Below are 15,810 nucleotides of genomic sequence, written 5' to 3' on the forward strand. Positions count from 1 at the left end.
GTCATTCCGGGGTGCGATGCAGTCGTGCCCCGGAATCCGGAGGTTTTGGGCGAGATTCCGGCTTCACGCGCTCTGCACGTGCCCTGGAATGACGGTCAAAGGCTACCTCACGGGGCGGGCCGGTTCGATCCGTCGGACCAGCTCCGGCAATTGCCGCATATCATCGAATGTCGATCCGGCGCCGGCGGCGCGCAGCCTTTCGGCGTGACCCGGCGGGCAGTGGCTGCCGCCGTGAAAGCCCAGCACGGTCATCCCGGCTGCGGACGCGCCTGTTACCCCGGGGACGCTGTCCTCGATCACGAGGCAGCGTTCCGGCGGGACTTTCATCTGCTTGGCCGCGAACAGAAACAGATCGGGCGCGGGCTTGCCGCGTGCGACCTGGCTCGCTGAGAAGATGTGCGGAGCGAGCAGGTCGTAGAGGCCGGCACAGGTCAGGCCGTGAGTGATCTTCTCCGGCGTGCCGCTCGATGCGACGCATTTGGGCAGATCGATTGCGCCGATCGCCGCAGCCACATGGGTGATCGGCTGCAGATCGCTGGCGTAGAATTGCAGCGTGGCCGCACTGATCTGCTGCTCCAGATCACCCGGGAGGCTGCGGCCGATTTCCTGTTCGACCATCCGCCGCGCGTCTTTCTCGGACACGCCGAGGAAGCGGACCAGCACCTGCTCCGAGGTGATCGGATAGCCGTGCCTCGTCAGCACATCCGCATGCGCGCGACAGGAGATCACCTCGCTGTCCACGAGCACACCGTCGCAGTCGAAGATGATGAGGTCTATCGGCACTAAATCAAGACGTCGGCTTGTCGTCGTCGAGCGGGACGCAATAGAGCTCGAGCCGGTGGTCGACCAGCCGATAGCCGAGCTTGCGGGCGATCTCCGCCTGCAGCTTCTCGATCTCCTCGGAGGTGAACTCGATCACCTTGCCGTCGCGCAGATTGATGAGGTGATCGTGATGGCTGTCACGCATCTGCTCGTAGCGCGCGCGGCCCTCGCGGAAATCATGGCGCTCGATGATGCCGGCATCCTCGAACAGCTTGACGGTGCGATACACGGTCGAGATCGAGATCTTGTCGTCGACGGCAACGCAGCGCCGGTACAGTTCCTCGACATCGGGATGATCGATCGCCTCCGCGAGCACGCGGGCGATGACACGGCGCTGCTCGGTCATGCGCATGCCGGTGGCGGCACAGCGCGCTTCGATGCCGGACGCCTTGGATGCGGAAGAAGGTTTCAGTGCGGTCATAGTTTGTCTGCCTGGCGGGGCGCTTTCTGCCACCAATGTTACGACAAGTCACGTCGCATCAGAAGGGCGTTCAATTGTTCCCCGTTCGGCTGCTTATAGTAGCGTTCGCGGCGCCCGACCACCATGAATCCGGCACCGTCGTAGAGCCGCCGCGCCGGCTGGTTATTTTCCTCAACTTCGAGAAATATTGTGCGCACGCCGCGCCCCGCGAGATGGCCGAGATGGGTCATCAGCAGCGTGCGGGAGAGGCCGCGGCCGCGATAGGCCCCGTCCACCGCGATCGAGAGGATTTCCGCTTCATCCGCCCCGATCCGCGATACCGCGAATCCGACGGTCCTGCGGCCGAGGCGCAGCCGATGCACGAGCGTGTTGCGCTCGCTGACCATGCTCTCGAATTCGCCCTCGCCCCAGCCGCGCGCGAAGGAGGCGCCGTGAAGCTGCGCCAGTTGCGCAGCGTCACGCACGGATGCGGGCTCGACGGCGGCGGTGCCGCCGCGCCACCATTCCGACAGCCATCTCATCATGGGGTCGGGACTTGTGCTGCAAATGGCGGCTGTGCCGCCGGCTTGGCGTCGGGCGCCTTCAGATAGAACGGCCGCGCCGGATTCGTCGCCGGATCGGCGGCGGCGCCTAGCCATGCGACCCAGCCGATATCGGGCGCGGGCTGCGCATCGACCGCAACCGGCTGCGGGACATCCTTCGGCCAGCGCTCGGCGAGGATATTGGCGGCATTGCCGACCAGATGCGGCGCGCCGAATTGCGAGGCTGCGATCGCCTCGTCGACGGGAGCGACGCTCGGCCGCACCAGCTGGCTGCCGTCGCCGGCGACGATCTGGAAATAGACATGGTCGTGCCGCGCGTCGATTGCGGAGATCACGGGTGCCGATTTGCTCTGGCCGACGATGGCGGCGGCATAGGCCGACAAGGTGGTCAGGCCGATCGCCGGCCGCTCAGCCGCAAGCGCAAGGCCGCGCGCCGCCGAAATGCCGACGCGCAGGCCGGTGAAGCTTCCGGGGCCGACGGTGACCGCGATGCGGTCGAGCGAGGTGAAGGCGAGATTGGCCGATTGCATGACGCGCGCGATCATCGGCATCAGGGCCTCGGCGTGGCCGCGCTTCATGAGAAGCTGCTCCTGCGCAACGAGCTCGGCCGTTTCGGTGTCGAGTACGGCGACGGAGCAGGCGTCGAGCGCGGTATCGATGGCGAGGATCAGCATGGTGTGATCATAGCATTGGCAATCGGATGATGCCTAAGGTTCTAGCCGTCGCGGCTGGGCTTGACCGGCCATCCACGACTTTGCGGCTCCAAAAACGTGGATGCCCGGGACAAGCCCGGGCATGACGGAGTGAAATCAGCTCAGGCCGTGCAATTTACATCGGCCGGACTTCGACCACGTCAGGCACGAAGTGCTTGAGCAGGTTCTGGATGCCGTGCTGGAGCGTCGCGGTCGATGACGGGCAGCCGGAGCAGGCGCCCTTCATGTTGAGATAGACGATGCCGTCCTTGAAGCCGCGGAAGGTGATGTCGCCGCCGTCATTGGCGACGGCCGGCCGCACGCGGGTCTCGATCAGGTCCTTGATCATGTCGACCGTCTCGGCATCGGCCTCGTCGAAGAACTCGTCCTCGTCATCGAGATCGGCATCGTCTTGCGCCGCGCCGTCGGCGAGCAGTGGCGCGCCGGACATGTAGTGCTCCATGATGGCGCCGAGGATCGCGGGCTTGAGCTGCTGCCATTCACCGTTCGCCTTGGTCACGGTGATGAAGTCGGATCCGTAGAACACGCCGGTGACGCCGGGCACCTCGAACAGCTTTTCGGCCAGCGGCGAGCGGGTGGCGGCTTCGCGGCTCGCGAATTCCATCGGGCTGCCGTCGACCACGACGCGGCCCGGAATGAACTTCAGCGTGGCGGGATTGGGGGTGGCTTCGGTTTGAATGAACATGGTTTTCTCCAGACGTCGCCGGTTCAAGGCCGGCGCGTGCTCTCTCCACTAGCAGATGGCGACGGAGAACGCACGATCAAGGGGAGAAGAGGGCGTTTCGTTGTTATATCAGCAGGTTAGGGTGCTCGCTCCTCCCTCTCCCCGCTTGCGGGGAGAGGGTCGGGGTGAGGGGGCGTCTCCCTGGCAGCGAGAATTGGATTCGTGGAGACTCCCCTCACCCGGCGCTTCGCGCCGACCTCTCCCCGCAAGCGGGGCGAGGTGAAGGCGACCTACGACAGTGAATCCACGCTTTGGTCGCTCAGCGCGCCGGAAATGATGGTCACGGGAATCGGGAAGGTTCCGACCGCGTGGGCCAGCAGCGCAACCAGGGGACCCGGCCCCTCCGCACCGGGATTGGCGGCGAGCACCAGCATGCCGATGTCGGGGTCTTCGTCGATCACGGCGAGCAGCTGCTCCATCGGCACACCCTCGCGGATCACCCGCTCCGGGGTGATCGCGGCGATGCCATTGGCGCGGCCGGCGGCACGGTCGAGCGCGGCCTCCGCCGCTTCCTGCGCCTCCGCGCGCATGATGTCGGCGACCCCCAGCCATTCCTGGCTCTGCTGTTCGGGTTCGATGATGCGCAGCATCACCACACCGCCGCCGGCACGGATCGCCCAGCGGCTGGCATAGTAGACCGCGCGATCCCATTCGGCGGTGTCGTCGACGACGACGAGGCATTTGGGCTTGTGACCCGGCTCGAAGCAAAGTCGCTTGCTGGTCATGCATGTCCCGGCATGTGCACGGCCGGCATGCTGCCACACTCCCGCAAGGTTGGGGAGAGGAGATGCGGTCGGCGCGCTGACGCCGACCGTCTCTATCGCCGGCGGATGAAGCCGACGATGTCCTTGGAGAGCTTCATCGTCTCGTCGGCGATCGCCCGGGCCCGGTCGGAACCTTCGTTCAGGATCGAATCGATATGGCCGGGGTCGGCGACGAGGCGCTTCATCTCGCCGGCGATCGGCGCCAGCTTGGTGACGCACAGCTCCGCCAGCGCGTTCTTGAAGCTGGAGAACTGGCCCCCGCCGAACTCGCGCAGCACGTCCGCCTTGGGCCGGCCGGACAGCGCGGCGAAGATGCCGACGAGGTTATCGGCCTCGGGACGGGCTTCCAGGCCCTTCTCCTCTGACGGCAGCGGCTCCGGATCGGTCTTCGCCTTGCGGATCTTCTGCGCGATGGTGTCGGCATCGTCAGTCAAATTGATGCGCGAATTGTCCGACGCATCGGATTTCGACATCTTCTTGGTGCCGTCGCGCAAGCTCATCACCCGCGTCGCCGGGCCCGTGATCAGGGGTTCCGGCAGCGGGAAGAACAGGCCGTCATTGGCGCCGAGGTTGCGGATCGAGTCACCAAAGTCGTTGTTGAACTTCTGCGCGATGTCACGCGAGAGCTCGAGATGCTGCTTCTGGTCCTCGCCGACCGGCACATGGGTGGCGCGGTAAAGCAGGATGTCGGCGGCCATCAGCACGGGATAGTCGAACAGACCCACCGAGGCGTTCTCGCGGTCCTTGCCGGCCTTCTCCTTGAACTGGGTCATGCGGCCGAGCCAGCCCATGCGCGCGACGCAGTTGAAGATCCAGGCGAGCTCGGCATGGCCGGAGACCTGGCTCTGGTTGAACACGATGTGCTTCTTGGGATCGATGCCGCTCGCGATGAACGCGGCAGTCACCTCGCGGGTGTTGCGCGCGAGCTCGGCCGGTCCGCCCCAGACGTCCACGCCTTGCGTGATCGCGTGCATGTCGACGACGCAATAGATGCAGTTGTGGGTTTCCTGCATCTTCACGAAGTTGACGATGGCGCCGAGGTAATTGCCGAGATGCAGATTGCCCGTCGGCTGGACGCCCGAAAAGACCCGTTCAACGAATGGCATGGTAAGCCTTCCCATAGGTATTCGGCCGTCGTTTCCAACAGCGGCGCTGCCCCGTCAAGAGCAATTCGATGATCTCGCGCACCGGGCCGGGCTAGGCGGGTCGCTTCAAGGCGGCTACCGCCTCGCGCCAGGAAGCGGCGCCGAGGATTTGCAGCAGCAAGCCGTAAACGGCGATCCCGGCCGCGATCTGCACGCTCAGCACGACGAATTTGATGAAGCCGTGCGCCTCGGCGGGCACGAGGCCGGTGGTCAGCCAGAGCAGGGCGCCCATCGCGGCTGCGGCAAGCACGATCCGCGGCAGCCGTTTTCGCGCGGCAGAATCGACCGAGAAGCCGAATTCGCTGGTGCCTTTCCGAAGCAGCGAGAGCGCACTGCTCCAGGCGCCGGCCGCGATGCTCGCCGCGATCCCGCTTGCGCCAAAGAGATGGCCGAGCATCACGGCGAGCACGACCGACACTACAAAGCCTTTGGCCGTCGCCAGCAGCGGTGTCATCGTGTCGTTGCGGGCATAGAAGGCCGGCGACAGCGCCTTGATCAGCACGTGCGCGGGCAGGCCAAGCGCCAGCCACGTCAAGGCATGCGCTGTCGCCGCGCTGTCGCCGGCACCGAAGGCGCCATGCTCGAACAACAGCCGCACGATCGGCTCGGCCAGCACGATCAGGCCGAGCGTGGCGGGGAGCGCCAGCCCGGTCGCAAGCTCGAGCGCGCGCGATTGCGCATGCGCCACCGCATCACGGTCGCCGTCACTCACCGCGCGCGTCAGCTCCGGCACCAGCACGGTGCCCATGGCGACGCCGACGATGCCGAGCGGCAGCTCGATCAGGCGATTTGCGAAATAGAGCCAGGACACCGCGGACGGCGTCGCGGATGCGATGATCGCGCCGGCCACCATCAGCCATTGCGGTCCCGAGCTTGCGATCATGCCGGGGATCGCCTTGGCGAAGAAGCTGCGCATCTCCTTGTCGAAACTGACGCGCAGAGGCGTGGCGAGGCGCGCACTTCGCTGCGACAGCAGCATCAGGAGTTGCAGCAGGCCGGCGATGCCGACCGTGGCCGCCAGCAGCCACGCGGCGAAGCCGGCGTCAGCGTGCCAGACAAGCAGCAAAGCGGTCGCAGCGATCAGCGCGATGTTGAACAGCAGCGGCGAGAATGCCGTGAGCGCAAAGCGCCCTTGCGCATTCAGCAGCCCCATCAGCACGGTGACGGGCCCGGCGAAGGCGAGATAAGGCAGCATCAGCCGCGCGTTCTGGACGGCGAGATCGAGCGTGCCGGTACCGAGAAAACCGGGCGCGATGACCGTCATGATCAGCGGCATCAACAGGGCAATCGCGAGCGAGATCGCGATCAGGGCCGCACTGACCGTGCCCAGGACGCGCCCCGCGAACGCTGCCGCAGCGTCCGCGCCATCGCGGTCACGGATGCGCAGCCAGGCCGGGACCAGCGCCGCGTTCAGCGCGCCCTCGCTGAGCAGCCTGCGCACCACATTGACCAGCTGGAAGGCGGCCAGGAATGCGTCCGCCACGGCGCCCGTGCCGAGCAGCGCCGCGATCAGGGAATCGCGGGCAAAGCCCAGCAGCCGCGAGGCCAGTGTTCCCGTCGAGACGGTCAGGAAGGAGCGGATCATCGAGGCCGTTATAATACCGTTGCTTGCCCGCGCAGGCCCGGTCGTGATAGGCCGCGAGCCAGATTTCAGGCCGACAGGAAGCGGATTTTCGCAGGGATCGCAATCCGCCAAACAGGATCAAGGTGAATGGCTGACGTGAAATATGACGTTCTCGGCATCGGCAACGCGTTGTTCGACGTGCTGGTCAGGACTGACGAGGCCTTTTTGGCCAAGCACGGCATGACCAAGGGCAGCATGTCCCTGATCGACGAGGCACGGGCGGCCGCCATCTACAAGGACATGGGGCCGGCCACGGAAGTCTCGGGCGGCTCGGCCGCCAACACCATTGTCGGCATCGGCAGCTTAGGGGCACGTGCGGCCTATGTCGGCAAGGTCAAGGACGACCAGATCGGCAAGCTCTACGTCCACGATATCCGCTCAGCCGGCGTCGCCTTCAACACGCCGGCCGCGCAGGACGGCCCCGCCACCGGCTGCTCCTACATCCTGGTCACGGATGATGGCGAGCGCACCATGAACACCTATCTCGGTGCCGCGCAGGATCTTTCGCCCGCCGACATCGACCCGGCCGAGATCGCCGCCGCCGGCATCGTCTATCTCGAAGGCTATCTCTGGGATCCCAAGAATGCCAAGGACGCCTTCGTCAAGGCGGCCAAGATCGCCCATGATGCCAAGCGCAAGGTGGCGCTGACGCTGTCGGATTCCTTCTGCGTCGACCGCTATCGCGACGAGTTTCTCTCGCTCATGCGCAACGGCACGGTCGACATCGTCTTCGCCAACGAGTCCGAGCTGCATTCGCTCTACATGACCTCGGATTTCGACACAGCGCTGAAGCAGCTGCGCAACGACGTCAATCTCGGCGTGGTCACCCGCAGCGAGAAGGGCTGCGTGGTGGTGACACCGACCGACGCTGTCGCAGCTCCGGCCTCACCGGTCACGAAACTGGTGGACACCACCGGCGCCGGCGATCTCTTTGCGGCGGGCTTCCTCTACGGCCTTTCGCGTAACCTCGCGCACAAGCAGTGCGGCGAGCTCGGTGCGCTCGCGGCCGCCGAAGTGATCCAGCACATCGGCGCGCGTCCGCTTGTGTCGCTAAAGGAGCTGGCCCAGCAGCGCGGGCTGACGGTTTAGAAAAGTCGCGCACCAGCCTCGCTGTCATCGCCCGGGTCGATGTTTAGACCGGGCGATCCAGTATTCCAGAGGCGTTTGTGATTGAATCGAGAAGCTGCAGTGTACTGGATTCCCCGCTTTCGCGGGGAATGACAACCGTCCTGCGGAAGGGGTACTCAGTCTCTCACGCCGTCTTCGCCGCCTTCAATCCCAGCCGTTGCTCCACCGCATCCCGCATTACGAATTTCTGGATCTTGCCCGTCACGGTCATCGGAAACTCGTCGACGAATTCCACGTAGCGCGGGATCTTGTTGTGGGCGATCTGGCCGTCGCAGAAGGCACGGACCTCCTCGGCCGTCAGCGTTTCGCCCGGCCTGACGCGAATCCAGGCGCAGAGCTCCTCGCCGTAGCGGGTGTCGGCGACGCCGAAGATCTGCACGTCCTGGATCTTGGGGTGACGGTACAGAAACTCCTCGATCTCGCGCGGGTAGAGGTTCTCGCCGCCGCGGATCACCAGATCCTTGATGCGGCCGACGATGTTGCAATAACCGGCGGCGTCGATGGTGGCGAGGTCGCCGGTGTGCATCCAGCCATTGGCGTCGAGCACGTCGGACGTCTTTTCCTTCTCCTCCCAATAGCCCAGCATGACGCTGTAGCCGCGGGTGCAGAGCTCGCCGCGTTCGCCCCGCTTGACGATCCTGCCTTCGAGATCGACGACCTTCACCTCGACATGCGGGTGAATGCGGCCGACGGTGGAGACGCGGCGCTCGAGCGGATCGTCGGTCGCGCTCTGGAAGCTCACTGGGCTGGTCTCGGTCATGCCATAGGCGATGGTGACCTCGCGCATGTTCATCTCGGTGTTGACGCGCTTCATCACCTCGATCGGGCAGGGCGCGCCCGCCATGATGCCGGTGCGCAGTGATTTCAAATTGAAATTCTTGAACTCGGAATGATCGAGCTCCGCGATGAACATGGTCGGCACGCCATATAGCGCGGTGCATTTCTCCTGCTCGACCGCACGCAGCGTCGCGAGCGGATCAAAACCCTCGCCCGGGTAGACCATGGTGGTGCCGAGCGTGACCGAGGCAAGGTTGCCCATGACCATGCCGAAGCAATGATAGAGCGGCACCGGAATGCAGATGCGGTCCGCTTCCGTCAGGCGCATCGCGCGTCCCGTGAAATAGCCGTTGTTGAGGATGTTGTGGTGGGTCAGCGTGACGCCCTTTGGCGATCCCGTGGTGCCGCTGGTGAACTGGATGTTGACGGGGTCGTCGAACTGAAGCGCAGCACCGAGCGCGGCAAGTTGCTCGCGATGCTCCGCCCGGCCCATGCGCGCGACCTCCTCGAACGCGACAGTGCCTGAGGCCGCCGGGCCGCCGATCTGGATCACCATCCGCAAGGCTGGCAGTCGCGCCGCCTGCAGCTGTCCGGGCCTCGCGCCCGCCAGCTCCGGTAGCAGCGTGTTGAGCATCTCCATGTAATTGCTGGTCTTGAAGGCGGTGGCGGTGACGATCGCCGCGCAGCCGACCTTCTTCAGCGCGAATTCGAGCTCGCTGAGCCGGTAGGCCGGATTGATCGTCACCAGGACCAGGCCGGCTTTGGCGGCGGCGAACTGGGTCAGCGTCCATTCCGGCCGGTTCAGCGACCAGATGCCGATCCGCTCCCCGCGTTCGAGCCCGAGCGCGAGAAGGCCGGCGGCGAGCGCATCGACCTGCTCGGCGAATTCTTTCCAGGTCCATCTGACACCGTGGCTGGGCGAGACCAACGCCTCGCGATCGCCCCAGCGCCGCACCGCGTGGTCGAGGCTGCGGCCAATGGTGTCGCCGAGCAGCGGCGTGTCCGAGATGCCGCAAACGTAGCTGTCCGCTTTGTCCGCCAGATCGCTCGCCAAGTTCGTCTCCTCGAAGTTGATGCCTCGTGCCTGAAGCCGATGGCCTTGGGCACGAGGTTATCGATTGCGGCGAAGGCGCGCGACGCCGCGCACCTCATACTAAGTGGCTAGGCCGCCTTCTGCCCGCTCCCCGCATCGAGCCCGGCATAGATGCCACGCTCGAAGCCCGCGAACGCCTCCAGGCACTTGGCGTCGACGAACGGCAACACCTGCATCAGGATGACGCCGGAAACATCGCGTGCCGGGTCGATCCAGAAATAGGTGTTGGCAAGACCGGCCCAGGCGAGGCTGCCGGCGCTGCGGCCTTCCGGCGTCTTGGCGGTGTTGATCAGGAAGGAGAGCCCCCACTTCTTCACGATGTCGGGGAAGAGATCGACGTCGTTGGTGTACATGGGCGCCACTGTCGTCATCTTGCCAATCGTGAGATCGCCGATGTGGTTCTGGCCCATCAGCGCGACCGTCTCGGGCTTCAGCACCTGGTTGCCGTTGCCGCGGCCCTTGTTGAGGATCATCCGGGTGAACTTGATGTAATCGCCGGCCGTGCTGTAGAGGCCGCCGCCGCCCATGTGGAATTCCGGATTCTGTTCGATCTCGAACGGAATCGGCGCCAGCGATCCATCCTCGCCGCGTGCGTGCGTGGCGACCAGGCGCTGGCGCATGTCGTCGGTGATCTTGAAGGCGGTGTCGTTCATGCCGAGCGGTGTGAACATGTGATCGCGCAAGTAAGCATCGAGACGCTTGCCGCTCACGGCTTCCACCGCCTTGCCGACGAAGTCGATGTTGATGCCATATTCCCAGCGCGTGCCGGGATCGGACATGATCGGCGTCTTCAGCGCAACGTTCTGGCAGGAGAAGATGTTCGGCGTTCCGGTCTTCTCCAGATATTGCGCGCAATCGCCGTTCCAAACGTTGTAGGCAAACCCGGCAGTGTGGGTCATGAGATGGCGCAGCGTGATCGCGCCCTTCGCCGGTCGCAGTTTTGGTTCGCCATTGGCATCAAAACCTTCGAGCACTTGCGGCGCGGCGAGATCGGGCAACACTTCACCGATCGGCGCATCCAGCGACAGCTTGCCCTGCTCGACCAGCTGCATCGCGCCCGCCGACGTCACCGCCTTCGTCATCGAGGCGATCCAGAACACGCTGTCCGCTGTCATCGCGTCGGGCTTGGACAGGTCGCGCTTGCCGAACGCGCCCTGATACAGCACGTCGTTACCGCTGGCGGCGATGGCGACGACCCCGGGAATCTCCTGGGCGTCGCTCTTCTGACGCAGAATCTCGTCGATCTCAGCTTTGCTTTGCATGGCGTTTCCTCGAGTTTGATTATTGTTGGCAGTGATCGATTGTCCTCCCGCAGGCTCCGCGCGGCAAGCGCGTCCAGATGCCTGCGGCGGTCGCGATGTCGTGACTTGACGGTCCGTGCCACACACAGGACGACAGGCGGGCCGAACGGCAACACTCCGTCACAATCTGCGGTGGATGGCCGCATCTCGCCGTGACCGTGAATGGGCGCTGGCGATATGATTCCTGTGTTTGAAGCACTTGAAACATTTTGTGCGTTGCGGCGTTCAGCACTCGGCCGATCGGCGGCCGACGTTAAGACTTGATGCAAATTGGGCGGTCGCCAAGCGGCCGCGAGGGGGACCTCAGATGATTTCGACCTGGAGCGAATGGAAGCGCTATCCCCGTCCCGGACGGGGCGAGAACCTGGAGGCGCCGATTTCGCCAGGGATCTATGAGGTGCGCATCGCCGGGACCGGCGCGCTCTATTCCTTCGGTGCGGTCGACAATTTGGCGCAGGCGCTGGCGCTGCTGCGGGTGGGCTCCAAGAACTGGTTCGGCCGCCGCAACCCGTCCGACGTTCCCGATCTCGAATACCGTACCTGCGCAACCTCGTCGAAGGCCGACGCCAAGGCCGCGGCCGAACGTATGATCGGCCGCCGCGAGACCTATATGAGCGGCGCGGCCTAAGGCCGCTGCCGGTTTAGCTCCCATCAGATGTGCGTTGTGGGACGGTGCATTGCGCGCTGCTTGTCCCTATATTCCGGCCGATCCGATCGTCCCGAAATGATCGTTCGAGGAGTAACGCCATGACCCCGCCCGCTGCCGCACGCGCCACGCAAGCCACCGCCACCCTGCGCGACCGGTTGAAAGACCCCTCGCTCCTGAAGGAGGCCTGCTACATCGACGGCGCCTGGGTCGGAACGCCGGTCTTTGCCGTCAACAATCCCGCGACCGGCGTCGAGCTTGCAAAAGTGCCGCAGCTCGGTGCGGACGAGACGACCAAGGCGGTCGAGGCCGCTCAGCGTGCGTTTCCGGCCTGGGCCAAGCACACCGCCAAGCAGCGCTCCAACATCCTGCGCAAATGGTTCGAGCTGATCATCGCCAACCGCGAGGATCTCGCGCTGATCCTGACCTCCGAGCAGGGCAAGCCGCTTTCGGAGGCGCTCGGCGAGGTCGATATCGGTGCGGCCTATATCGAGTTCTTCGCGGAGGAAGCTCGCCGCGTCTACGGCGAGACCATTCCGACGCAGCGGCCCGATGCGCGGCTGCTGGCGATCAAGCAGCCGATCGGTGTCTGCGGCGCGATCACGCCGTGGAATTTCCCGAACTCCATGATTACCCGCAAGGTGTCCCCGGCGCTCGCCGCCGGCTGTACCGTGGTGCTCAAGCCCGCCAATGAAACGCCGCTGTCGGCGCTGGCGCTGGCCGTGCTCGCAGAGAAGGCCGGCATCCCCAAGGGCGTGCTCAACATCATCACCGGTGATGCGCCGCCGATCGGCAAGGTGCTGTGCGAGCATCCGGCCGTGCGCTTCGTCGGCTTTACCGGCTCGACGGCGGTCGGCAAGATCCTCTACCAGCAGGCCTCCGTCGGCGTGAAGCGACTTGGTCTTGAGCTCGGCGGCAACGCGCCCTTCGTCGTGTTCGACGACGCCGATATCGACGCCGCGGTCGAAGGCGCCATCGTCTCGAAATATCGCAACATGGGCCAGACCTGCGTCTGTGCCAACCGGCTCTACGCCCAGGACAAGATCTACGACGAGTTCGTGCAGAAGCTGTCGAAGAAGGTCGCCGCGATGAAGATCGGCGACGGCACCGAGAGCGGCGTCACGCAGGGGCCGCTGATCAACCTTAAGGCCGTCGACAAGGTCGAACGGCACATCGCGGATGCGGTGAAGCGCGGCGCCAAGGTCGTCACCGGTGGCAAGCGCAGCGAGCTCGGGCGCTCGTTCTTCGAGCCGACCGTGCTGGCCGACGTCAAGCCGGACTCGCTGGTGTCGCAGGAAGAAACCTTCGGGCCGCTCGCGCCGGTGATCCGCTTCAAGGACGAAGCCGATGTGATCGCGATGTGCAACGCCTCGCCGTTCGGCTTGGCGTCGTATTTCTACTCCCGCGATCTCGGCCGCGTCTGGCGCGTGGCCGAAGCGCTGGAGTCCGGCATGGTCGGCGTCAACACCGGCCTCATCACCACCGAAGTCGCGCCGTTCGGCGGCGTCAAGGAAAGCGGCCTCGGCCGTGAAGGCTCGCGTCACGGCATGGAAGAATATGTCGAGATCAAATACGTGATGATGGCGGGGGTCTGACCGGCAATCGAGGGGCCCGCGCCGGCGATTGGAATCGCCGGCGCGAATGCATCAGCGGCAGACGTAGGCGCCGTTCACATAGACGCGGACGCATGCTGCGCCGGCAGCTGCCGCACCCACAGCCGCTCCCCCTACGACCGCGCGTCGCGTGGTTCGACGTGCGACGCCGGCAACGCTCGCGGGAGTTGCCGGCCGACCGACCCTGGCTTCGGCGCTTGAAACGCCGAACACGGTGCCGGCGTCGTTTGACCATTGGGTCGAGCCAAAAATTCCGCAGCCCAGAACGGCTGCAAAAAGTAGCGTTCGCCTGATGCCGACCAGCCTCATGGCAACCTCCCTCGTTGTTGTATCAAGCCGAGGTGATCAGCTTCCTTTTATCGTTGGCTCCCGGTTTGATCTGGATCAATGGAGTCGAGATCGCAGCCCAGATGGAGCCAAAGCGCCGCCCTAATGACGAGCTCCACTCAAATCCGAGTTTCTCTGCTCGTCGGACGGTTCCGGATCTGCGCTACGCTTGTCCGGGACGACAGCGAAGTGTGAATGACGGCCGCCGTAGGAGGCAGGGCGTGCGGCAGCAACCGCGCCTAGATCTTCAGCTCCGTCCCCGTCACGCGACGATACGCTTCGAGATACCGCTTGCTGGTCGCGTCCACCACGCTTGCCGGCAGCGGCGGTGGCGGGGCGTCGCCGTTCCAGCGGCCGGCACGGCGCTCGACGTCGAGATAGTCGCGCAAGGGCTGCTTGTCGAAGCTCGCCTGCGGCTGGCCGGGCTTGTAGGCATCGACCGCCCAGAAGCGCGAGGAATCCGGCGTCATCACCTCGTCGATCAGGATGATGCGGCCGTCCTTGTCCTGGCCGAACTCGAACTTGGTGTCGGCGATGATGATGCCCTGCTCGCGCGCCAGCTCCTCGCCGAGCGTGTAGATCGCACGCGTCATGCTTTCCAGCGTGTAGGCGACCTCGTCGCCGACGACCTCGCGCATCTTCGCAATCGTGATATTCTCGTCATGGCCGGTCTCGGCCTTGGTCGCCGGGCTGAAGATCGAAGGCTCGAGCTTCTCGCTCTCGACGAGGCCGGCCTTCAGCTTCTCGCCCGCGAGCGTGCCGCTGGCGGCGTACTCCTTCCAGGCCGAGCCCGAGATATAGCCGCGGATCACGCACTCGATCGGGAATACGGTGGTGCGCTTGCACAGCATGGCGCGGCCAAGGATCTCGGCGCGGTGCGGTTTCAGCGCCGGCACGGCCGCGATGATCTCGTCGGTATCGGCGCTGATCATGTGATGCGGCACCACGCCTTCCAGCTTGCCGAACCAGAACGCGCTGATTTGCGTCAGCACCGCGCCCTTCATCGGGATGGTCTCGCCCATCACCACGTCGAAGGCGCTGATGCGGTCGGTGGTGACGAGCAGCAGGCGCTCGTCGTCGACGGCGTAGATATCGCGCACCTTGCCGCGTCCGATCTTGGTCAGGGGCAGGTCGCTGGAGAGCATGGTGGTCATCGCAAAGCTTTCGCAGACTTGGCTTTCAGGCGGGACATCCGGCCGCACTGGACAGCGCGGCCGGCAACTGGATTAGCCTATTCCGGCAGCGGAATGAACTCATGTTCCTGCGGAACTGCTGCGAAACGGCCGGTTTTCCAGTCCTGCTTGGCCTGCTCGATCCGCTCCTTGCTGGAGGAGACGAAATTCCACCAGATGTGGCGGGGCCCCTCCAGCGCATCGCCGCCGAGAAACATCATCCGCGTGGCCTTGAGCGCCTTCACGGTGATGCGGTCGCCGGGCCGGAAGATCAGCAGCCGCGGCCCCTCATAGCGCTCGTTCGCGATCTCGACCTCGCCGTCGACGACATAGATCGCGCGCTCCTCGTGATCGGGATCGAGCGGCACGCTGGCGCCCGCAACGGCCGTGACCTCGGTGTAGAACCAGGGTGACACCATCGACACCGGCGAGGCGATGCCGAATGACGAGCCCGCGATCACCCGTGCGGTGAAGTCGCGCTCGGAGATCATCGGCAAATCGCCGGCGCCATAGTGCTGGAACGACGGCGCGATCTCCTCCGATCCGGCCGGCAGCGCGATCCAGCTTTGCAGGCCCAGCATCTTCTGGCCCGCGGCGCGCTGCGCATCCGGCGTGCGCTCGGAATGGGCGATGCCGCGGCCGGCCGTCATCAGGTTCATCGCGCCGGGCGCGATCTCCTGGACGTTGCCCTCGCTGTCGCGATGCATGATCGAGCCGTCGAAGAGATAGGTGACGGTGGCAAGCCCGATATGCGGATGCGGCCGCACGTCCATGCCCTTGCCGGAGACGAACTGCACCGGGCCGAAATGGTCGAAGAAGATGAAGGGCCCGACCATCTGCCGCTTGCCATGCGGCAGCGCGCGCCGCACCTCGAAGCCGTCGCCGAGGTCGCGGGTGCGCGGCACGATGACGAGGTCGAGCGCATCGCAGGACATGGGATCGCCGAGCACGGGATCGTTGGAGGGTTGCCAGCTCATGAGTAGGCTCCTTTTGGCTTT

Annotated in this window: 16 protein-coding genes; 3 read left to right on the forward strand and 13 right to left on the reverse strand. The window is 65.1% G+C overall.

The window, feature by feature from the left end; genetic code table 11:
• Window positions 1–102: 102 nt before the first annotated feature.
• From GDN70_RS04050 to murJ, 8 genes are all read right to left on the reverse strand, one after another.
• Window positions 103–783 carry an HAD family hydrolase gene (locus tag GDN70_RS04050; RefSeq protein WP_095425328.1) on the reverse strand — a complete coding sequence of 227 codons (681 nt, stop codon included), beginning with the start codon at window positions 781–783 and terminating at the stop codon, window positions 103–105.
• Between the two features lie 4 nt (window positions 784–787).
• Window positions 788–1,243 carry a Fur family transcriptional regulator gene (locus GDN70_RS04055; RefSeq protein WP_018319430.1) on the reverse strand — a complete coding sequence of 152 codons (456 nt, stop codon included), beginning with the start codon at window positions 1,241–1,243 and terminating at the stop codon, window positions 788–790.
• Window positions 1,244–1,281: 38 nt separating this feature from the next.
• Entirely contained in the window at window positions 1,282–1,767 is a 486-nt protein-coding gene (gene rimI, locus GDN70_RS04060) for a ribosomal protein S18-alanine N-acetyltransferase (RefSeq protein ID WP_028139520.1), read from the reverse strand.
• Window positions 1,764–2,459: a tRNA (adenosine(37)-N6)-threonylcarbamoyltransferase complex dimerization subunit type 1 TsaB gene (gene tsaB / locus GDN70_RS04065; RefSeq protein ID WP_028139521.1), complete on the reverse strand. Its 696-nt coding sequence runs from the start codon at window positions 2,457–2,459 to the stop codon at window positions 1,764–1,766. Before tsaB ends, rimI begins: the two co-directional genes overlap by 4 nt.
• A gap of 154 nt (window positions 2,460–2,613) precedes the next feature.
• Window positions 2,614–3,183: a NifU family protein gene (locus GDN70_RS04070; RefSeq protein ID WP_028139522.1), complete on the reverse strand. Its 570-nt coding sequence runs from the start codon at window positions 3,181–3,183 to the stop codon at window positions 2,614–2,616.
• Window positions 3,184–3,452: 269 nt separating this feature from the next.
• Window positions 3,453–3,947 carry a universal stress protein gene (locus GDN70_RS04075; RefSeq protein WP_028139523.1) on the reverse strand — a complete coding sequence of 165 codons (495 nt, stop codon included), beginning with the start codon at window positions 3,945–3,947 and terminating at the stop codon, window positions 3,453–3,455.
• 92 nt (window positions 3,948–4,039) lie between these two features.
• Entirely contained in the window at window positions 4,040–5,092 is a 1,053-nt protein-coding gene (gene trpS, locus GDN70_RS04080) for a tryptophan--tRNA ligase (protein WP_018319435.1), read from the reverse strand.
• 91 nt (window positions 5,093–5,183) lie between these two features.
• Window positions 5,184–6,716, reverse strand: a complete 1,533-nt coding sequence (gene murJ, locus GDN70_RS04085; RefSeq protein WP_152103663.1) for a murein biosynthesis integral membrane protein MurJ — start codon at window positions 6,714–6,716, stop codon at window positions 5,184–5,186.
• A 126-nt stretch (window positions 6,717–6,842) separates the two neighbouring features.
• Between murJ and GDN70_RS04090 the strand changes: the two genes are divergently transcribed.
• On the forward strand, window positions 6,843–7,844 hold the full coding sequence (locus GDN70_RS04090) for an adenosine kinase (RefSeq protein WP_028139526.1): 1,002 nt from the start codon (window positions 6,843–6,845) through the stop codon (window positions 7,842–7,844).
• Between the two features lie 163 nt (window positions 7,845–8,007).
• Here the strand turns inward: GDN70_RS04090 and GDN70_RS04095 are convergent, their stop codons facing one another.
• Together GDN70_RS04095 and GDN70_RS04100 are read right to left on the reverse strand one after the other, a co-directional pair.
• The gene (locus tag GDN70_RS04095) at window positions 8,008–9,702 is read right to left on the reverse strand and encodes an AMP-binding protein (protein WP_095425335.1); all 1,695 of its coding nucleotides are present in this window, start codon (window positions 9,700–9,702) and stop codon (window positions 8,008–8,010) included.
• 119 nt (window positions 9,703–9,821) lie between these two features.
• The gene (locus GDN70_RS04100) at window positions 9,822–11,015 is read right to left on the reverse strand and encodes a serine hydrolase (protein ID WP_028139528.1); all 1,194 of its coding nucleotides are present in this window, start codon (window positions 11,013–11,015) and stop codon (window positions 9,822–9,824) included.
• Window positions 11,016–11,361: 346 nt separating this feature from the next.
• Here GDN70_RS04100 and GDN70_RS04105 point away from each other — a divergent pair, with 346 nt between their 5' ends.
• Together GDN70_RS04105 and GDN70_RS04110 are read left to right on the forward strand one after the other, a co-directional pair.
• Window positions 11,362–11,682 (forward strand): hypothetical protein, encoded by a 321-nt coding sequence (locus tag GDN70_RS04105; protein ID WP_028139529.1) that lies wholly within the window; start codon window positions 11,362–11,364, stop codon window positions 11,680–11,682.
• 119 nt (window positions 11,683–11,801) lie between these two features.
• Entirely contained in the window at window positions 11,802–13,295 is a 1,494-nt protein-coding gene (locus GDN70_RS04110; RefSeq protein WP_028139530.1) for an NAD-dependent succinate-semialdehyde dehydrogenase, read from the forward strand.
• 51 nt (window positions 13,296–13,346) lie between these two features.
• Here GDN70_RS04110 and GDN70_RS35425 read toward each other — a convergent pair whose 3' ends face one another.
• The 3 genes from GDN70_RS35425 to GDN70_RS04125 form a co-directional block, all read right to left on the reverse strand.
• Window positions 13,347–13,622, reverse strand: a complete 276-nt coding sequence (locus GDN70_RS35425) for a hypothetical protein (protein WP_080670069.1) — start codon at window positions 13,620–13,622, stop codon at window positions 13,347–13,349.
• A gap of 257 nt (window positions 13,623–13,879) precedes the next feature.
• Window positions 13,880–14,794, reverse strand: a complete 915-nt coding sequence (locus GDN70_RS04120) for a phosphoribosylaminoimidazolesuccinocarboxamide synthase (RefSeq protein WP_028139531.1) — start codon at window positions 14,792–14,794, stop codon at window positions 13,880–13,882.
• A gap of 77 nt (window positions 14,795–14,871) precedes the next feature.
• On the reverse strand, window positions 14,872–15,789 hold the full coding sequence (locus GDN70_RS04125) for a pirin family protein (RefSeq protein ID WP_028139532.1): 918 nt from the start codon (window positions 15,787–15,789) through the stop codon (window positions 14,872–14,874).
• Between the last annotated feature and the right edge of the window lie 21 nt (window positions 15,790–15,810).

The organism is Bradyrhizobium sp. TM102 (assembly GCF_009176685.1).
Classification (GTDB): domain Bacteria; phylum Pseudomonadota; class Alphaproteobacteria; order Rhizobiales; family Xanthobacteraceae; genus Bradyrhizobium; species Bradyrhizobium ottawaense.